Source organism: Bradyrhizobium sp. McL0615 (genome assembly GCF_049993905.1).
Taxonomy (GTDB): Bacteria; Pseudomonadota; Alphaproteobacteria; order Rhizobiales; family Xanthobacteraceae; genus Bradyrhizobium.
Genome location: NZ_CP188254.1, coordinates 7,037,474 through 7,055,132, shown reverse-complemented (window position 1 = coordinate 7,055,132; position 17,659 = coordinate 7,037,474). Strand labels below are relative to the sequence as shown.

Genomic DNA, 17,659 nt, shown 5'->3' with positions numbered 1-17,659 from the left:
GCAGGCGCTATTCACGCGCTGGCCCAGGCTTCAACTCGCAGTCGCGCCTTTCGCAGGTTCGATGGCGGACGCGGCCGGTACATGATCGCGGACTGCCCTTCTTGGAAACATATAAAACCAGTGCCGTGCCCCGGGCCCCGATTTTGAACAGCTTTCGGAGGATGTCGCTGTGTTAGGCTTAGCCGCGTAGCGTGGCGCGCCGCCATCACGAATGCCCGAGGAGGGGCATGGTGGGTTTACACACACCCCCGGTCTTCAACTTCGGTGACTCATGGAGAGGCGTAGATGGACACGAGAGATCCTCGCACACAGACGGCTCATGCTCGGTGTGTGCCAGAATTTCGGCTTGCGAAGATCGTCCACGTATCGCGACCGCCTCCGACGGTCTCAATTGATTGAATGCTGGTGAAGTTTCGGGAAAAACAATTTCGGGAAAAAGTGGAAACTTTGACCCTCATAGGAGTTGCCGCCGGAAGATGTTTTCGCGATGGAGCTCGAAATGGCAATCGATGCGCTGCGAAGTGCCGTGGAGACGGCATGGACTATCGATCGCGCGACCCATGACGGTGTTGATGCAGCGGACGGCCGTCGTTGCCTGCTCGAGCGCCATCTAAGCGGAAGGCCCGAGGCGCGCGGTGGTGCTGTCGAAGTGCTCGCGCACTTCGGTTGCGCGGCTTCCGGACGACGAATGTTGACCCCGGCAAAGGAACTGCTCGGCTGGCTCGCCCTCGGAAGCGCGAGGCCGGTCTGGACGGTGCTCGCCGTTTCGCACCTCGTGTCCGCAGCGGTCGTCCTAGTCCTGCGTTCGGCCTTCGGAGCGGGCGGCTAGTCCCCATGCGCATCGCCCAGCTTGCTCCTCTCGCCGAAAGCGTCCCTCCGAAGCTCTATGGCGGCACGGAGCGGGTGGTCGCCTGGCTGGTGGACGGACTTGTCGACCGGGGCCACGAAGTCACTCTGTTCGCGAGTGGCGATTCCAAGACCCGCGGCAGGCTTCATTCGGTGTGGCCGAGGGCGCTACGGCTGGGGCGCAAGGGCGTCGATCCCAATTCTGCCTACGCCGTCCTGCTGCAGGCCATCGCCAGGCGCGCGCGCGAGTTCGACGTGATCCATTCCCATATCGATTGGCTCGCGCTCCCCCTGCTTGGCCGGCTCGGCGTGCCATCTCTCACGACCCTCCATGGCAGACTGGATCTGCCGGGCCTTGGTGATGTCATCCGAGCATTTCCCGAAACCCGATTCGTATCCATCTCCGACCATCAACGCCTGCCGCTGCGGGACGCGAACTGGCTCGCTACCGTCCAGCACGGTCTGCCCCCTGATCTGCTCCGCCCCTCGTATGCGCGCGGCTCCTATTTGGCCTTCCTCGGCAGGCTGACGGCGGAGAAGGGGCCGGAAGCTGCGATCCGGATCGCGAGGGCCGCCGAAAAACCGCTGCGCATTGCGGCCAAGTTACCCCGTGCGGAAACGGCGTACTTCAAGAAGAACCTGGAGCCTCATCTCGACGGCAAGCGGGTACAGCTCGTCGGCGAGATAGACGAGACGAGGAAGCAGCCGTTTTTGGCCGATGCGGCCGCCCTGCTGTTTCCAATCACCTGGCCGGAGCCGTTCGGCCTCGTCATGATCGAGGCGATGGCATGCGGCACGCCTGTCATCGCGTTCCGGTTCGGCTCCGTTCCGGAGGTGGTGGAAGACGGCGTCACCGGATTCATCGTCGAAAGCGAGCTGGAGGCGGTTGCTGCTGTGGGCAAATTGGACCGCCTGGACAGACGCACGATACGCGCGCGCTTCGAGGAACGGTTCTCCGCGCAGCGGATGGTCGGGCAGTATGAGGATTTGTACCGGGAGTGCGTCGCAGCCGGATCGAACCGCGGATCGCAAGCCCATCACCTAAACCAAAGGACCGCGTCATGCCATTCGGAATTGCCAGGTTAATCGCCGTCGGCGTCACCATCGCGAGCCTGACGGGTTCTGCATTTGGCGCCGGACTTAATGCCGACGCGATCGACTCCGCCGAGCCGTCGAAGAAGACGCTGTCGGCGGGCAAGCCGACCCCCGCGGGTATCAAGTTGCAGGTTCTGCTCGACCGCGCGCATTTCTCACCCGGCGAGATCGACGGCAAGTTCGGAGAGAACGCGAGGAAGGCATTGCGGGCGTATGCCGAAGCCCGTCGGCTGCCGAGTTCGGATGCGCTGACGGCGGACGTTTGGAATGCGCTACGGGCGGACGACCGGCCGGTGACGATGAGCTACGTCATCGAGAAGAAAGACGTGGCGGGGCCCTTCTTGTCCGAGCTTCCGGCCAGGATGGAGGACATGAAGGATATTCCGAAGCTCGGTTACGTCAGTCCTCGCGAAGGGCTGGCTGAGAGTTTTCACATGAGCGAAGATCTCCTATCGATGCTCAATCCCGATCAACGCTTCGACCGCGCCGGCGACACCATCCTCGTGGTGGACACCAGCACGGACCAGGAAGGACTCAAGGCCGACCGGATCGAGGTCGACAAGAAGAGACAAACGGTAGCGCTGTTCGACAAGTCGAATTCTCTGATCGCCTTCTATCCGGCCACCGTCGGAAGCAAGGAGAAGCCATCTCCGAGCGGAACGCTCAAGGTGACGGATATCAGCAAGAACCCGACCTACCGTTACAATCCGGACTACCGTTTCAAGGGCGTGAAGTCCGACAAGGCGTTCACGATCAAGCCCGGACCGAACAATCCGGTCGGCTCCGTCTGGATCGGGCTTTCCGCCGAGGGGTATGGCATGCATGGGACCTCATGGCCCGGCAAGGTATCAAAGGCCGAGTCGCACGGTTGCGTTCGTCTGACGAACTGGGATGCCGAACGCGTCGCGGCCAGCGTGACCAAGGGGACTTCGGTCGCGTTCGTCGATGGGACGCGCTGAGCGATGGGAACTGTCGAGCGATATATTTGTCTCGCTTACCCCTTAAAGGCTCTGCGTGGTCCTGCCGGCTCGGCTCGAGAAAATGAAAACGGCTCGTCCGCTCCATTCGGACGAGCCGTTTCGTGAGTGTTTCAGCGAGCCGGCGCAGCGTTACTGCTCCGTGCAGACCTTCGTGGTCTTGACCGCGGATTCGGCCTCGGTCTTGGTCTTGTACACGCCGTCGCCTACGACCGTGGTGGTGGTCGTCGTCGGCTTGGTGTCGACCACGGTGCACTTCTTGGTGGTCGCATCGCGCACGATGTAGAACTCGGCCGCGCTGGCGGCCTGGGTGCCGAGTGCGAAGGCGGCAAGCGCGCCGCAGACGATCAACTTCTTCATGTCGGTCTCCTCTAGTGTCGTGAAAACGGTTTTTCCAACCGCGTCGCTTCCCCGGAGTTCCACTTGTTCCCGGCTTTTTCGTTCAATTTTTTCCAATGAGTCGAAAGGCATTAGCAGCAGCCCCGTAGGTTGCAATTGCCTAGTTTTGAGTTTCCACCGGTGGTGGCGGCCGCGGCTCCGAAAGCTGTACGAGGGTTGTTGCAGGCGTCTGGTGAGCCGACGGCGAAATCCCGGATGCTGAGCCGTCAAAAAACAGACTCGGCCGGGGGGCGAGGTTGGAAACGCCGGCTCTAGCGGGCTCTCTTCGAGCGCCGACGAACGAGACATGCAATCCCGCCCCCGACGCCGCGGCAAGCCGAAGGCTGAAGACACACCGGCTCCCGACCCGTGGACAAGGCGCGGAGCGGAAGGCGGCGTCGCCTGCGAATGGGAGAAGAGGCGGCGTGAGCGCGAACGTGCAAAGGAAGAGGCCGCCGGCGGAAGGACCGCGACCCCCGGCAGCAGGCCGTCGACAAGGCGCGAGTCCGCTTTGGACAAGGCCGAGCGCGAGCACAACAGGAGGACGCGGCCATTTAGGCCGAGCGCAAAACCATCGAAACGGGGTCGGAAAGCGAAGACGCCCGGTGAGCAAAAGGGCGGCTCCAAGCCGCGCTACGGGCGCTCGCGGCCAGGACATATGGGCGCGATCAAGCGAAAAGAAATATTGCTGCAAGCCCCGGCGAGATTTAGACTTTCAGCCGAGGATCGCTGATGGGCATCAAACGGGGTTGCCTGTCTCTTGTGCTTCTTTGAGGTATGGACCTTTCACGGGATAAATTGGCACTTGAAGAGCAATTGCTTCGCTGCCGTCGACTGCAAGGTGATTACCCGAGCGGAATCACCAACAACACCTCCGGGAACTAGAAGCAGAGCTGCAAGCACGCCTGCGCGACTTGAAGCGGTACGACCGCCGACGAACGGCGAATGAGAGCGAACTATGGAGCTGTCGAGACGGTGATCAAACCCGTTGGTTAAAAAGGTCGCCTGCACATGCTCTATTACGACGAATTAGAACGACGATCGGTCGAGCGGAGTTAAGTCGCCGGAAGTTTGAGCCGTCTCATGTGTTGCGAGGCCGAGCGAAGGAAGCCCATGCGTAGCGTTCGACTTGTGATAGCAGATCGACGTCCCATTGTTCTGCAGGGTTTTGTATCGCTGCTGGGAGCGCAGCCCGATTTCGAAGTGGTTGCGTGCTGTCTCGATGGAGCTAGTTGCCTCGCAGCCATTCGCCGATTGACGCCCGATGTGGTGCTACTGGAGGACGGGTTCACCGATGTAACCGCCTCCGAGCTGCTCGCCGTCGTGGACGACGAAGGCCTTTCCTCCCGGCTGATGTTCTTCACTGCTACTGTCGCCTGCGGCGATCTTGCCAGGGCAATGGCGACCGGTGCTTGCGGCGCGATTTCGATGAGCGCCAAACCGGAAGCGCTGGTGGAGTCCCTGAGGATGGAAAAACCGGGGGCCGACCTGGCGAGGATCGGTAACGAAGTCAATGGAATCGCCTCGTTCGGCAATAACGTTCTGACGATTCTGACCGTCAACGAGCGGACGATCATGGATCACGTCGCCGAAGGCTTATCAGACAGTAAGATTGCTCAGGTGCTCGGCGTCTCCCCGGACATTGTCAGGATTCAGCTCGACCACGCGCGACAGAAGCTCGGAATCAGCAGCCGGACGGAGCTCGCCGCGCTCGCCCTATCGCGCCGTTACGGCGCGATGAGTATCCTGGCAGCTGCGATCCTGGCTGCGTTGGAGGATACAGTCGACGCCGGTCACACCGCGACCGAAAGTTTCATGGTCATGGCCGCTAACGGCTCTGCGGAGGTCGTTACCATCAAAATCAGCCGCAAAGAAACAGTTACAGGTGGCAACCCAGCCAGAGTCGCGAGCAAGGATCGCGCCGGCGCGGCAACTGGCACATCCACGCCGAACGGCAAACTCGTCGATCCCGGTGTCGCGATGGCCGCGAGTTCATTTGCGCAGGCAGCACTCAACGCGCCGAGGCCGAGTTCGAGCAGCTACAGCACCTTCATGATTGCGGCTTTCGGAGTCTTGATTTACGAGCTCGATGGTGCCGCCCACGCCGCGCAATCGTTTGATTTTAGCGATGGCCTAGCTGATGTCTTCACTGCATCTACCGCAAGCGACGCCAAGGAACTGGCAGCGGTCGCAGCTCCCAGCTTCGCAAATTTCGACGGCACAGCCTCACCAGCTACTGCAGTGTACGATGGGGCGTTCGCATTCGAGTTCGCCCGAGGCGATACGATCGCCAGAGACGGCAGCGAGCTTCATGTTGGTGATGGCGAGGCGGATAGCGGCAGCGACCGAGGGAACACCATTCCCCAAGGTTCCGGGACCGTCAACGTTGTTGCGGCGGCCGCGAACGAAGGCACGCAGCGTGACACAACGCAGGCAGGCCAGGATAACGGGCCCAATCATGGTCAATGGCAGCCCCACTTGCATGCTTCCGACAACGGCTCGGGAGCCGTCAAGGGGCAAACGCATGAGGCCTCGGGAGACGATTTAAATCACGGTCAATCGAAGAAGGCCCTGCATGATTCCGACAACAGCTCTGGAACCGCCAAGGGGCATGCCAAGCATGAGGCCTCGGGAGATGATTTAAATCACGGTCAATCCCAGAAGGCTCTGCATAATTCCGACAACGGCTCTGGAACCGCCAAGGGGCATGCCAAGCATCAGGCCCCGGGAGACGATTCCAATCACGGGCCGGCGCACCGCGATTTGCAGACTTTTGATGACGGCTCCGCGGCCGGCAAGCATCACGCCAAGCATGATCCACAGGCAGACGATTTAGATACGAACAAACCGCAGCACGATCTACAAACAGCGTCCGTAGATTCTGCCAACGACGCACATTCGGAATTGAAGGTTAAGGTTGGAAGAAAGGACGGGGCTTCATCCGACGACGCCGGTCAGGCCAAATCAGCCGTTGGCACCGAACTTGGCGATTCCTTTCATTTTAAGCATGGCGCCAACAATGCTTCTTCAGACATTCTTGACTTACAGCAGCTGGGCCACGGAAACGGGAAAGCGCAAGGAGATGGTCAGCAGGCTGCCGCGCACAAGGGGCCGGTGCCAGTTCAGGATGCAGATGCGATTGATACTTCAGCTGCGCAGCACGATCACTCAGGGCACACTAATCACCATGCGGTTCACGATTTGATTGTGTAGCCATATACTGATCGGGATGCAGTCGTGCCGCCTCGTTAGTTGCAATCCCTTCACGAGACGCAGGGGGCCAGGGATAATCGGGAGACGCGAAATTGCTGGACAGGGCACGCTCGCGGCTCCACAAGTGCACGCATGTTGGCCCTCCCTAGGCTGGTCTTGATGGACCTCGCACACCCAGCCGCAATCCTCACAGACCAGGCAAGTCATACCCGACGCTCCTACTTGCTTCAGTCCTCCGGCCGCACAACCTCAATTTCTTAGGAACCAAGACACGATCGATAGCGCGTTCGGCATCTGCTATCGCCTCAGACTTCGTCCCCCCTGACCTCGAGGCCATATGTCGTTGATCGTGACCGTCCAGTTCCACACTGGGCGTCCTAGACCTTGAACGATGGTAAAATCGATACTCCTGTGCCTCAACTCCCATCCTCCACGCGCGTGCGGCGTACAGCCTCGCTCAGTGGATTTTTGGAGTTAAGGCAGACCCTGGACGCCGCTTCGATAAGGCGCGTCACCGAGTACATCGAGCATGCACTAACGTTCGAGCGGCTGGCCGCTAAAGAGCATGAGCCCAAGCTCAAAGCCGATTGAAAGGGCAGGCGAGGGCTTACCGGAAGCTGGCGGCAGAGCGCGCAGAGAAACAACCTCCGTCGAGCCTCCCCGCCTCGTGATGACTCAGTCGGCGGATTATTTCATTCCAGTTCCCTATACGATGGTAAACTTCATTAGGCGCGAGACACGCGCGCAATTGGTAACGAAGGACTTTTGAAGTGGACGAAACGCCTTGAGGGGGCCGACAGGCCAAAGGGAGCTTGATTTTATGCGGGCGTCAATCCAGCCCCATCTCCACCGCGATCCGGATCAGGTCCGAATGGTTCTTGGCGCCAAGCTTCTGCTTGAGCAATGAGGTGCTGTTGGCCACCGTCTTGTAGGAAATCTCCAGCGCATTGGCGACTTCGACGATCTTGTCGCCGCGGCCCAGCAGCCGAAGAATTTCCAGCTCGCGCGCTGTCATTTGGGACGCCGGATTGGCCTTGATCGACGCGCCGGAAAATGCCAGCTGCGGTGAAATGAAGTTGTCTCCCGCGGCGACCTTCCGAACCGCCTTCACCAGCATCCGGGGATCGTCGCCCTTCGAGACATAGCCCTGCGCGCCCAACTCGATGGCGCGAATCACGAGCGCCGGATCGTCATTCATGCTGAATATGATGATCCGCGCGTCCGGATCGTCTTTTCGGATGCGACGCATCAGTTCGAAGCCGGAAACGTCCGGAAGCTGGATATCGATCACCGTGACGTCAGGCTTCCTGGCCAAGTAGGCGCGGTGACCGGATTTGGCGTCGGTGGCCTCCTCGACCTTCACCGTGTTGTCCGACGCGAACAGCGACCGGCAACCCGACAGGACCACCGGGTGGTCGTCGACAATCAGGACCTTCGTTGCCGATCTGTCGGATTTCTGCATCATCCAACCCCTTGCGGGCAACATTTAGTGATTGCGATATTTGGAATATAGAGATTTGGGATAACGGGGTGAAAGTAGTCGTACGCTCGATTCCGATGATCTTGCTGCCGATCGATCTTTGTGGCAGCGCGTGCCGATAGGCGCCTCAAGATACTGGTGATCGCCGACTATTCCTTAGCCTTGCCGATCGCAAAAGCAAGAGCAAGTCAGGTTTCGAAAGCAGCCCTCGGAGATTTCGACTTCAAGGCCCGCGAACAGCGGTACAACCTTAGGTGCCGAGCCCCGGCAGATCGGCATCGGCGTTGTATCCGGTTTCCGCGGTCCACGACCTTCAGGCGATAGCTGTTTTCGCTAGGTTCCCCTAATCTTGTTTCAAGTCTGAGGGAGTAGTTGCGTGGCAGTAGTGAAGTGGTTCGGCCCGACAAAGGGCTATGAATTTATCCAGCCCGACGCGGGCGGCAAGGATGTGTTCGTCCATATCTCGGCCGTCGAGAGAGCGAGCTTGAGCAGCTTGAACGAGGGCGCGAAGGTCAGCTACGAAATAGAAGCAAACCGAGGCAAAGAGTCCGCCGAAAACCTTCGGGTAGGTTGATAATATAGAGTCCGCCGGCTCACGCTGGCCAGACAAAGTTGTGGCCCCGTCCAAGGCAATAAAGACGGGGCCACAACTTGCCTTCAGAGGCTTTGGGGGCAGGGGCTGAAGGCAGAGCCACAATCCCGATCAGTGGCGAAGGTTCCATGTGAAATCCAATGAAAAGCGAACGCTCCTCCGAGCGATAGACCCTGTGGGACAATCAGGAGAGCTAAAGCGCATAAGCGGATCTCAATCCGACACCTGGAATAACCTGATCGTAGGACAGGCAGTTCAAGCGCTCTGCACGAAAAATTCGGACGCGGATGAACGAAGCCGCCAATATGAAGGGACGATCTCAGCCCTGATCGCAATTTCAACGTCGTGAAGCGTCAACGCCAACTCTAGGAACTTATTACACGACGTGGGCTTAAGATAAATTACCTGACCGCTCCCCCCGCGGTGAGATTTCCAACCAACTGCCCCGCCCACACCGGCGGGGCTTTTTCTTGCCGCGAACTACAAAGACGGCGGATGGTGCATCAGCGGGAAGCGTTCCTTAACTTCCGGCGACTAGGATACCCAGCAATCGCGGAGGTCATCACTACGCGAGAGTAAGAGTAGAGCCGTCGCTGTCTCAACCCAGCGACGGCTTTTTCGTGCCCACCGGTTCACACCGGCGGATTGCCGCATTACCGATCTCCAACCGCACAAAATAATGCAACATGGCCGAATTCCCGCCGCGAATGGAGTGTCGAATCCCCCCGACGGTTGAGCGCGACAGTTGTCCGGATTAGCCGCGGGCGTGGATACGATCCACGCGCTTACGGGACCTATTCCGCTTGGCCCGCTGCTCGAAATCCTCGGCAAGTCGCAGCCAACTCGCCGCTTCGATAGGATCAGGCGCCTTGTCCGCTTCTTCCCGGCAAATCGCAGCTTGCTTTAGGAATCTATTCGCGTCGTCATCATCCATGGGCCGCTCCCATAACGCTAAACAATTGGAGCTAGTCGTATGCCTATTGCCGACATTTCGGCGCAGCTATGTAGCTGCGAGACAGCGGCCCCGACCAACAGGAACTGGGGGAGCCGGGACGGCTCACTCCCGGGAGGGCTAAGGGGCCAATCCCGGGAGCTCACGTAATATTCATTGCCAACGCAAGCGTTCCTATCTCAGGCGGGACTCGCCGACGTCGCCTTAACATCCGTACGCTGCTGACCCACGGAAGCCCCCCGATAAGCAATAATCGGCGTAGTCAAGTCTTGGCCCATGCAAAGGTTCCTACCTCTGGGCTGCTCTCGCAACGGCCTTCGCCTTCTCCACCGCGGTCTCACGGTCCAGCGTGAAGTCGCCGGCTCGGGAGATCATCCCAATACTGGCTGGGCCGACCGTCAGCAAATCAAACTTCGAAGCTGCCGCACTCGGGGACGGACTCGTGCTTGATTTTTATCTACCCTCGATTCCTAATGCGTTTTGGAGGACACCGACAATTACTTGAAAGGGCCGCCTGAAACTCCGCGGCCAGCGCCCGTTAACCCGTGTCGGCCGTGACAGCGCATGACATCGCGGCTGGCGGGGTCGTCGCAGGCCCGTCTCCGCGCCCCCAGCGGCGGCACCACTCTAACGCTTACCCATAGCAACCAAACTTGCCACTTATCGTTGATTACAGTTGGTCGCGGCTGTTGGCGACGCAGCGGCCGGCAGGGGCCGCCAGGTCCCATTCCTACCGGCGGCCCTCCACGGCGTTCCCAGGCGGGACTATTTGGTTTCGGGCGGGAAGATCGCCCGCAGCACCAGCCGAATGACGGCATAGACAGTCTCACGGGATTTGCACAGCAGGCATTGGCTCGGTGGGCTTCAAGGCGATCCCACGCGGCTGACACTGCGTCACTGCCGAGACTGCCGCGATGAGGGCCATGAGGACTGCGAACTCACGCATATCCTATGATATGGCACAGAGGCCGCTAGAAATATGAAGCAGTTCGCAGTCGAGAACCGACAGAGCCACTGCGTCCGATTAATTATTCCGTCCGCCTTCTAGCATCGCCCTTTCGACCTCAGACGCCAACACCGCTCAGGTGAGCAGCCAGCCGGTCAAATAGCTCCCGTTTCTTGGGATCGGTCGCGAGGTCTCGGATCATCTCGCATTCGGCTGTGTCCCTTTGCAGCTTCTCCAACTGCGTTTTCATGTCAGTCTGCCCCTTAGAGGGGGCCGCAGCGGCAGCGGCTGATAAACCCGTCGTCTCCGATGTCAAGCAAAGCCTGAACGATGCCGTTAGTGGTTCGATAAGAAACCGCCACGGCCCCGTCCTTCGTTTGCAAATCTTCCATTTCGGGCGCAGGGCTTTCAGCGAGCCGGCGCCTTCAATAGGCCGGGATACCTTCCTGACCATGGATGATCTTGGGCTCTCCGCAAGCGCACTCAATCACCGCGCCAGTGCTGTACATTCCGACAATCTCGACCGTTACCATTTCGCTGAATGCGAAAGGTGTGGTTCGCTGACTGCTCCTACGGAAAGACCAATCAAGCCAAGTTCGACTGAGTGACCCGTTTAACGCGCTTAGCTATCCCCCGCGTGAGTTGCCCCAGACCCGGGCCAGCCACTAGTGAATGTCCGCTGAGGGACTCAGAACGGAAGCAGGTCCTCTCGGCAATCAGATCAAAAGCTTGTGAGGGCGTCCCAGGTGCGCAGCGAGAGCGTTATGCTCCGCCGCGTAAATGGAAGACAATCCGACGCCGTCGATTGGTCGGACCGTTTGGGGACGACACGCAGCTGGAAGTTCCTCCGATTCACGGAACGCAAATGACCGCAACCTTTTCCCGCCGCCGATTTATAGCCTCTGCAGCTTGCTCACTTACGCTTCCCGCATCAGTTAGAGCAGCGCAGAAGCAGCGGCCCGTAGCCGTGCTCCTCAATAATGTCCGCATCTTCGATGGGATTGACGGCCGGCTGCGCGATGGCCATGTTCTCGCGATCGGAGACAGGATTGCGGATGTATCGGCAGGAGCCATCCAAGCGCCAGCGGGTGCGCAGGTCATCGACGGCGGCGGCCGAGTACTTATGCCGGGCCTGAGCGATGCACATTGGCACATGGTGTTCGCGCCGAACACGATGGCGAACATGGAAGCCGCCGACACCGGTCTGATGTACGCCAACGCCGTAGCCGAGGCCGAGCGGACGCTCATGCGCGGGTTCACCACCATCCGTGATACCGGAGGGCCGACGTTCGGCCTCAAACAAGCGATTGACCGCGAGGTCATTCCTGGGCCGCGCGTCTATCCCAGTGGCGCTCTCATCTCGCAGACGGCAGGACACGGCGACTTCGGGCCGTCCTACGATCGCCCGGTGGCGATTGGCGGAAAGCCTTCACGGTTCGAGGAGATCGGCGCTTTCACGGTCGCCAACGGCGTGCCGGAGGTTGAGGCCGCCGGTCGCATGCAGTTCAAGCGCGGGGCGAGCCAAATCAAGTTGGCGCTGGGTGGCGGCGTCATTTCGGATGCGGACCCCATCGACACGCTCCAATACACCCCAGAGGAGATCGGGGCCGCGGTCCAGGTAGCGAGCGATTGGGGCACCTATGTCTGTACCCACGTTTATACCGTTCCGGGCATCCGACGCGCGATTGAGGCTGGCGTCCGCTCGATTGAGCACGGCCACATGGCCGATCAGGCCACGCTCAAGGTGATGGCGGACAAGGGCATCTGGCTAAGCCTCCAGCCGTTTGAGGCCGGCGACAATCCTTTGACGCCCGCGCAGATGAAAAAGGCGGAGCCGACGAGCCACTGGGATCGCGTTGCCGTCTGGGCGAAAGATGTGGGCTGCAGGGTGGCCTTCGGGACCGACCTTCTGTTTCAGCCGGAGGGCACGAAGAACGAGGCCCTCCTGCTTACCCGCTTCGCGCGCGTGTTTGGCAACGTAGCTACATTGCTGATCGCTACATCTGGTAATTGTGAGCTGTTCGCGCTCAGCGGCGAGCGCAATCCTTACAAGGACGCGAAGCTCGGCGTTTTGCAGCGCGGGGCCTGGGCAGACATGCTTCTAGTGGATGGCGATCCGACCCAGAATATCGACCTGCTCATAGACTATGACCGCAACCTCTCCGTCATCATCAAGAACGGGCAAGTCTGGAAGAACATGCTCTCGAGCAGATCGGATGCCGGGCAATGATCATGACACGGCAGCCATTATGCTCCGGTTTGTCGGCGCTAGAGCGCGTTTCGCATCCACGATTGCCGCGATGAGAACTCAGGCGCCCTTAATGCTGCAGAGAGGTCCGTTGCGTCCAGTGGAGCAAACGTTGCGTACCGATTGTCCTTTCAGCGCGAGCTGCGTCGCATGCTGGTTGCTGCCACCATCATTGGGTCCGTCGCGTTGGCGCCCGCGATGAGTTCGGCCGAAGGGTTGCTCCATTTCTTTTTCGGCGGCAGCCAGAAGCAGCAACCCCAGACCCCATTTTTTGCCAATATTTTCAACACCAACCTGCAGCCGCCGGCGCCCGCACGGCCGGTTGTCGAAACCCCGGCGGTCGCAACCTCGGGACCTAGCTTCTGCGTGCGCAGCTGCGACGGAAAATATTTTCCGCTGAGGCGCGGCGCTCCCTCGCCGACGCAGATGTGCCAGGCCTTCTGTCCGGCGAGCCCGACGGAAGTGTTCTTCGGCTCAAGCATCGATGGTGCCTATGTAGAAAACGGCGAACGCTACGCTGATAACGAAAACGCCTTTGCCTATCGGAAGGCACTGCGTGCCGACTGCACCTGCAACGGCCACGATCCCGCCGGTCTCGCGTTAGTCGCTCTCGCACTGGACGACTCGCTGCGCCCGGGTGACATGCTCGCAACCCAAGACGGTCTCGTCGCCTATTCCGGGAAAGCCGGCATCGACCAGACCCCGAGTTCACGCCGGTGGCGTCTTTTCCGGGCCTAACGCCACAAGTGCGCGCCCGGTTAGACGATATGAAGGTCGCACCGGCGCGAGCCGACATAAAATTGAGCCGGTCAGCGGCCGGCGTCGCGGTGCAGCCCATCTTGAACATGTTGAATTCGACGCTGGCGAGCATCCCGCCGGCTTCGATCTGCTTCACCGCCGGGAGAATGCCGTTGATGCCGATCACCACAGCGGTGCGGTTGGCGGCCTTGAGTGCGTCGAGCACGCCGAGTGCCATGCTGTCATTGGCCGACAGCCATTGCCGCCGAGATGCTCGAACAGATAACGCGCCTCGCGATAGCCGATCTCGAAATCGTCGGCGCCGACATAGTTCACAAAGCTGGCCGGCAGCGGATTGGAGACCAGCACCACCGGAATCCCGGCGTCGTTCAGCAGCTTCACCGAAGGGATCATCGCGACATCGTCGACCGGAATGAAGATCACGGCGTGGTCGATCCTTTCAGGATTCTGCTCCACGATCGCCTTCTGCTCGTCGACATTGTCCGGCTGCTTCGGCACGAAATGCACGACCTTTGCCCCGGTGATCCCTGCGATCTAGTCGGCGGCAATACGGAATGCTTCATAGGCCGAGTTAGTCGAATTCTTGGCGAACACGGCGATCGTCATCTTGTCGTCCGCCGCGGCGGCGCCATGTGGGAACAAGGCCATTGCGCCGCTGATCGCCGCCACGATCAGATGTCGCATCGTCGCCTCCGTCGGTCACAGCCAGAGAATCTTCTTCCGATACTCGAGATCCGTCAGCAGCGGCGCCGCCGGACCCTGATGGAACACCGCGCCGCGCTCCAGCGCAAACACGCGGTCGGCCAGTGCCAGCACCAGATCGAGATTGTGCTCAACGATCACAATGGACGTGTGCCGCCGTAGTTGATCAAACACGCTAAACAGTTCGAGGATCAGGGTCGGCGCCAGCCCCTCGAAGGGTTCATCGAGCAGCAGCAGTTTGACATTGCCCGACATCGCCCGCGCCACCGCGACCATCTGCTGCTCGCCGCCGGACAGATAATCGGCCGCAACATCCATGCGTTCGCGCAGTCGGGGGAAATATTCCAGGATCTGCGCCTCGTCCCACACCACGCCGTTGCTGCCGTCGGTCTTGCGGGCGAGACGACCGAGCGAGAGGTTTTCCCGCACCGTCATGCCGGCGAACAGGCCGCGGCCCTGCGGCACATAGCCGATGCCGGTGCGCGCGATATCAGGCGCGGGCAGGCGGGAGATGTCGGCACCGGCATAGGCGATCTTGCCCGACGACAGCGGCACGAGGCCTGCCAGCGTCTTCAGCAGCGTCGACTTGCCGGCGCCGTTGCGTCCGAGCAGGGCAACGATCTCGCCCTCGCGCACGTCGAGCGTGGCGTCGTGCAGGATATGGCTCTTGCCGTAAAACGTATTGACGCGCTCGAAGCGCAGCACCGGCGCGGTGCTCGTGCCGATCCGTTCGCTGCTGGCGTGCTCGACCGCAGGGATGCCGGTGCCGGTATAGATTTGCTGCACCCGGCGGTCGGCGCGGATGGCCTCGGGGGTACCGGTCATCAGCACTTCGCCCTGGTTCATCACGGTGACGGTGCGGGAGAAACCGAGTACGCGGTCGATGTCGTGCTCGACGATCAGGACCGGAATCTTGGCGGCGATGTTCTTGACGAGGTTCGAGACGCGTTCGCGCTCGGCGGCGGCTAGTCCCGCCAGCGGCTCGTCCAGCAGCAGCACCTTCGGCTTAGAGCCGAGCGCGATGCCGAGATCGACCAGTCGCTGCCCGCCATAGGACAGTTCGCCGCTCTCGATGGTCTCGATGCCTTCGAGGCCGAGGAATTTTATCAGCTCCACGGTTTCGGCATGGATCTCCCTGTAGTGATCGATGTCGCGCCAGAGGTTGAAGCGGCAGGCGTTCTGCGCCTGCAGCGACAGCCGCAGGTTTTCGTAGATCGACAGTCCCTTGAACAGATTGGTGATCTGGAACGAACGCGTCAGGCCCTGATGGCAGATCGCCTCCGAGGGCACGCCCTGGATCTCGCGGCCGTTCAGCGTGATGGTGCCGCCGTCGGTCGGGTAGAGGCCGGAGACCAGATTGAACAGCGTGGTCTTTCCCGCGCCGTTCGGCCCGATCAAGGCGTGGATTTCGCCGGCGCCGACCTGCAGGCTCGCATCGGTGACCGCGCGAATGCCGCCAAAACTCTTCGAGACGCCACGCACGTCGAGCACGATGCCGTCGAGCCCTTTCGGCAGCAGGAAGGCCGGCAGCGGCAAGCCCTCGTAGATTTTCCGGCGGCTCATCGCTGCGGATTCTTCCGGCGGCGGCCACCAGCGTTTTGCCAGCGTCGCCCAGATGCCGACGAGGCCGCCCGGCGAATACAGCACGAAGGCGACGAAGACGAGGCCGAACCACAATAGCCAGTTCGAGGTCCAGATCGAAAACAGCTCGCGGAACAGGACGAAGAACAGCGCGCCGATCGCCGGCCCCAGCATGCTGCGCATGCCGCCGATCACGACGACCGCCAGCAACTCGCCGGAGAAGGGGACGGAGACCGCCTCGGCCGAGACCAGGTAGTTCTGGAATCCGATCAGCCCGCCGGCAAAGCCGGTCACCACGGCCGAGATGACGAACACGCCGAGCTTATAGCGCTCGACCGGATAGCCCTGGAACGTGGCGCGCAACTGGTTCTCGCGGATCGCCATCAGCACATGGCCGAACGGCGAGCGCACCAGCCGCAGCAGAAGATAGAGCACGCCGAGGCAGAGCGCGGACGCGACGATGTAATAGTTCAGCGCATTGTCGAGACTGAACGGTCCGATGCTGCCGCGCTTCAGGCCGCCGAGGCCGTCCTCACCGCCGGTCACCGCGGTCCAGCGGAAGGCGATGGTGTAGGCCAGCGCCGACAGCGCCAGCGTCAGCAGCGAGAAATAGACGCCGCGCCGGCGCAGGATGACGAAGCCGACGAAGGTCGCAATGATGGCGACGACGACGGCTGCCAGCAGCAGCGGCAGGAAGATATCGCCACTGAACCAGTTGCGCTGGATCAGCCCCGCCGCATAGGCGCCGATGCCGAACCAGGCGCCGTGGCCGAACGAGACGAGGCCGGTATAGCCGATGCAGAGGTTGAGCCCCATCGCGGCAATGGCGAGCGCCACCACCATGGTGCCGGTGTTGAGCGACAGCCCGAGCAGATAGAGGCCGAACGGCAGTGCGATGACGGCGAGCGTCGCCGACAGCAGCTGATGATATTTGGTGAGGAACGCGCTTGTCATTCGAACTTCTCGATCCGTTCGCCCAGCAGCCCGCGCGGCCGCACCAGCAGCACCAAAAACATCAGCACATAAATCGATGCTTCACCGGCGGCCGGCGCGAAATGGATGGTGATGCCGCGGACGACACCAACCAGCATTGCTGCCAGCACCACCCCCCAAAAGCTGCCGAGACCGCCGATCACGACCACGACAAAGGCCACCGTGATGATCTCGGCGCCCATCGCCGGATGCACGATCGTGATCGGCGCAAAGAATGCGCCGCCGAGCGCCGCCATGCCGACGCCGAGCATGACGATCGCGGTCATGTAGGGCTGCAGGCGGATGCCGAGCGCCGCCACCATGTCCGGCCGCTGGATGCCCGCACGCACCACGCGACCGAACGACGTCTTGTGCAGCAGCAGCCAGACCCCGAGCAGAACCAAGGCGACGACGCCAAGGATCAAGAGCCGATAGCGCGAGAACAGGAAGTCGCCGAGAAACACCGATCCGCGAAAGCTTTGCGGGATCGCGGCCGATATTGGCGGCGCCCCCCACATGATCCGGATCGCCTGTTCGGTGACCATGGCGAGCCCGAACGTCACCAGCAGGCTCAGGATCGGATCGGCGTTGTAGAAGCGGCGCAGGATAAAGCGCTCGAAGAGAATGCCGAGCATTGCTACGGCGATGGGCGACAGCACCACCGCCGGGCCGAAGCCGAGATACTTCGTGATCTCGACGGAAATGTAGGCGCCGAGCGCATAGAACGCGCCATGCGCGAGATTGACGATGCCGCCGACGCTGAAGATCAGCGACAGGCCGAGCGCGATCAGGAGGTAATAGCCCCCGAGCACCAGGCCATTCACCACCTGCTCCAGCAGAAATCCGAACTGCATATGCGATCCGCAAGATTAAAAAGAGACGGCGCCGGCCGTTGTGTGCCGGCGCCGCAACGCCAGT

Annotated in this window: 12 protein-coding genes and 1 pseudogene; 7 read left to right on the top strand and 6 right to left on the bottom strand. The window is 60.9% G+C overall.

Features of this window, described 5'->3' with window-relative positions; genetic code table 11:
* The first annotated feature begins 499 nt into the window (after positions 1 to 499).
* The 3 genes from ACPPVP_RS34105 to ACPPVP_RS34095 are packed head-to-tail and all read left to right on the top strand — an operon-like array spanning position 500 to position 2,900.
* Entirely contained in the window at positions 500 to 829 is a 330-nt protein-coding gene (locus ACPPVP_RS34105; RefSeq protein WP_426527949.1) for a hypothetical protein, read from the top strand.
* A 5-nt stretch (positions 830 to 834) separates the two neighbouring features.
* Positions 835 to 1,932: a glycosyltransferase family 4 protein gene (locus ACPPVP_RS34100; RefSeq protein WP_426527948.1), complete on the top strand. Its 1,098-nt coding sequence runs from the start codon at positions 835 to 837 to the stop codon at positions 1,930 to 1,932.
* Complete coding sequence (locus tag ACPPVP_RS34095) at positions 1,908 to 2,900, top strand: L,D-transpeptidase family protein (RefSeq protein WP_426527947.1); 993 nt, start codon at positions 1,908 to 1,910, stop codon at positions 2,898 to 2,900. Before ACPPVP_RS34100 ends, ACPPVP_RS34095 begins: the two co-directional genes overlap by 25 nt.
* A 150-nt stretch (positions 2,901 to 3,050) precedes the next feature.
* Here ACPPVP_RS34095 and ACPPVP_RS34090 read toward each other — a convergent pair whose 3' ends face one another.
* On the bottom strand, positions 3,051 to 3,278 hold the full coding sequence (locus ACPPVP_RS34090) for a hypothetical protein (protein WP_038383553.1): 228 nt from the start codon (positions 3,276 to 3,278) through the stop codon (positions 3,051 to 3,053).
* Positions 3,279 to 4,409: 1,131 nt separating this feature from the next.
* Here ACPPVP_RS34090 and ACPPVP_RS34085 point away from each other — a divergent pair.
* Positions 4,410 to 6,509 (top strand): LuxR C-terminal-related transcriptional regulator, encoded by a 2,100-nt coding sequence (locus tag ACPPVP_RS34085; protein ID WP_426527946.1) that lies wholly within the window; start codon positions 4,410 to 4,412, stop codon positions 6,507 to 6,509.
* Between the two features lie 829 nt (positions 6,510 to 7,338).
* Here the strand turns inward: ACPPVP_RS34085 and ACPPVP_RS34080 are convergent.
* Positions 7,339 to 7,971, bottom strand: a complete 633-nt coding sequence (locus ACPPVP_RS34080) for a response regulator transcription factor (protein WP_426527945.1) — start codon at positions 7,969 to 7,971, stop codon at positions 7,339 to 7,341.
* Between the two features lie 394 nt (positions 7,972 to 8,365).
* Here ACPPVP_RS34080 and ACPPVP_RS34075 point away from each other — a divergent pair, with 394 nt between their 5' ends.
* From ACPPVP_RS34075 to ACPPVP_RS34065, 3 genes and pseudogenes are all read left to right on the top strand, one after another.
* Positions 8,366 to 8,563 carry a cold-shock protein gene (locus ACPPVP_RS34075; protein WP_426527944.1) on the top strand — a complete coding sequence of 66 codons (198 nt, stop codon included), beginning with the start codon at positions 8,366 to 8,368 and terminating at the stop codon, positions 8,561 to 8,563.
* Between the two features lie 2,883 nt (positions 8,564 to 11,446).
* On the top strand, positions 11,447 to 12,709 hold the full coding sequence (locus tag ACPPVP_RS34070) for an amidohydrolase family protein (protein ID WP_426527943.1): 1,263 nt from the start codon (positions 11,447 to 11,449) through the stop codon (positions 12,707 to 12,709).
* A gap of 168 nt (positions 12,710 to 12,877) precedes the next feature.
* A pseudogene (locus ACPPVP_RS34065) lies at positions 12,878 to 13,524 on the top strand (DUF2865 domain-containing protein); the annotation flags it as partial.
* Positions 13,525 to 13,648: 124 nt separating this feature from the next.
* Here ACPPVP_RS34065 and ACPPVP_RS34060 read toward each other — a convergent pair.
* From ACPPVP_RS34060 to ACPPVP_RS34045, 4 genes are read right to left on the bottom strand one after another with little or no spacing between them, the layout of a single operon-like run.
* On the bottom strand, positions 13,649 to 13,993 hold the full coding sequence (locus tag ACPPVP_RS34060; RefSeq protein ID WP_426527942.1) for a substrate-binding domain-containing protein: 345 nt from the start codon (positions 13,991 to 13,993) through the stop codon (positions 13,649 to 13,651).
* A gap of 27 nt (positions 13,994 to 14,020) precedes the next feature.
* The gene (locus ACPPVP_RS34055; protein ID WP_426527941.1) at positions 14,021 to 14,170 is read right to left on the bottom strand and encodes a hypothetical protein; all 150 of its coding nucleotides are present in this window, start codon (positions 14,168 to 14,170) and stop codon (positions 14,021 to 14,023) included.
* A 15-nt stretch (positions 14,171 to 14,185) separates the two neighbouring features.
* Positions 14,186 to 16,723, bottom strand: coding sequence for an ATP-binding cassette domain-containing protein (locus ACPPVP_RS34050; protein ID WP_426527940.1), 2,538 nt, complete (start codon positions 16,721 to 16,723; stop codon positions 14,186 to 14,188).
* Positions 16,720 to 17,595: a branched-chain amino acid ABC transporter permease gene (locus ACPPVP_RS34045; RefSeq protein WP_426527939.1), complete on the bottom strand. Its 876-nt coding sequence runs from the start codon at positions 17,593 to 17,595 to the stop codon at positions 16,720 to 16,722. The genes ACPPVP_RS34050 and ACPPVP_RS34045 overlap by 4 nt, the downstream gene beginning before the upstream one ends.
* Positions 17,596 to 17,659: the final 64 nt, after the last annotated feature.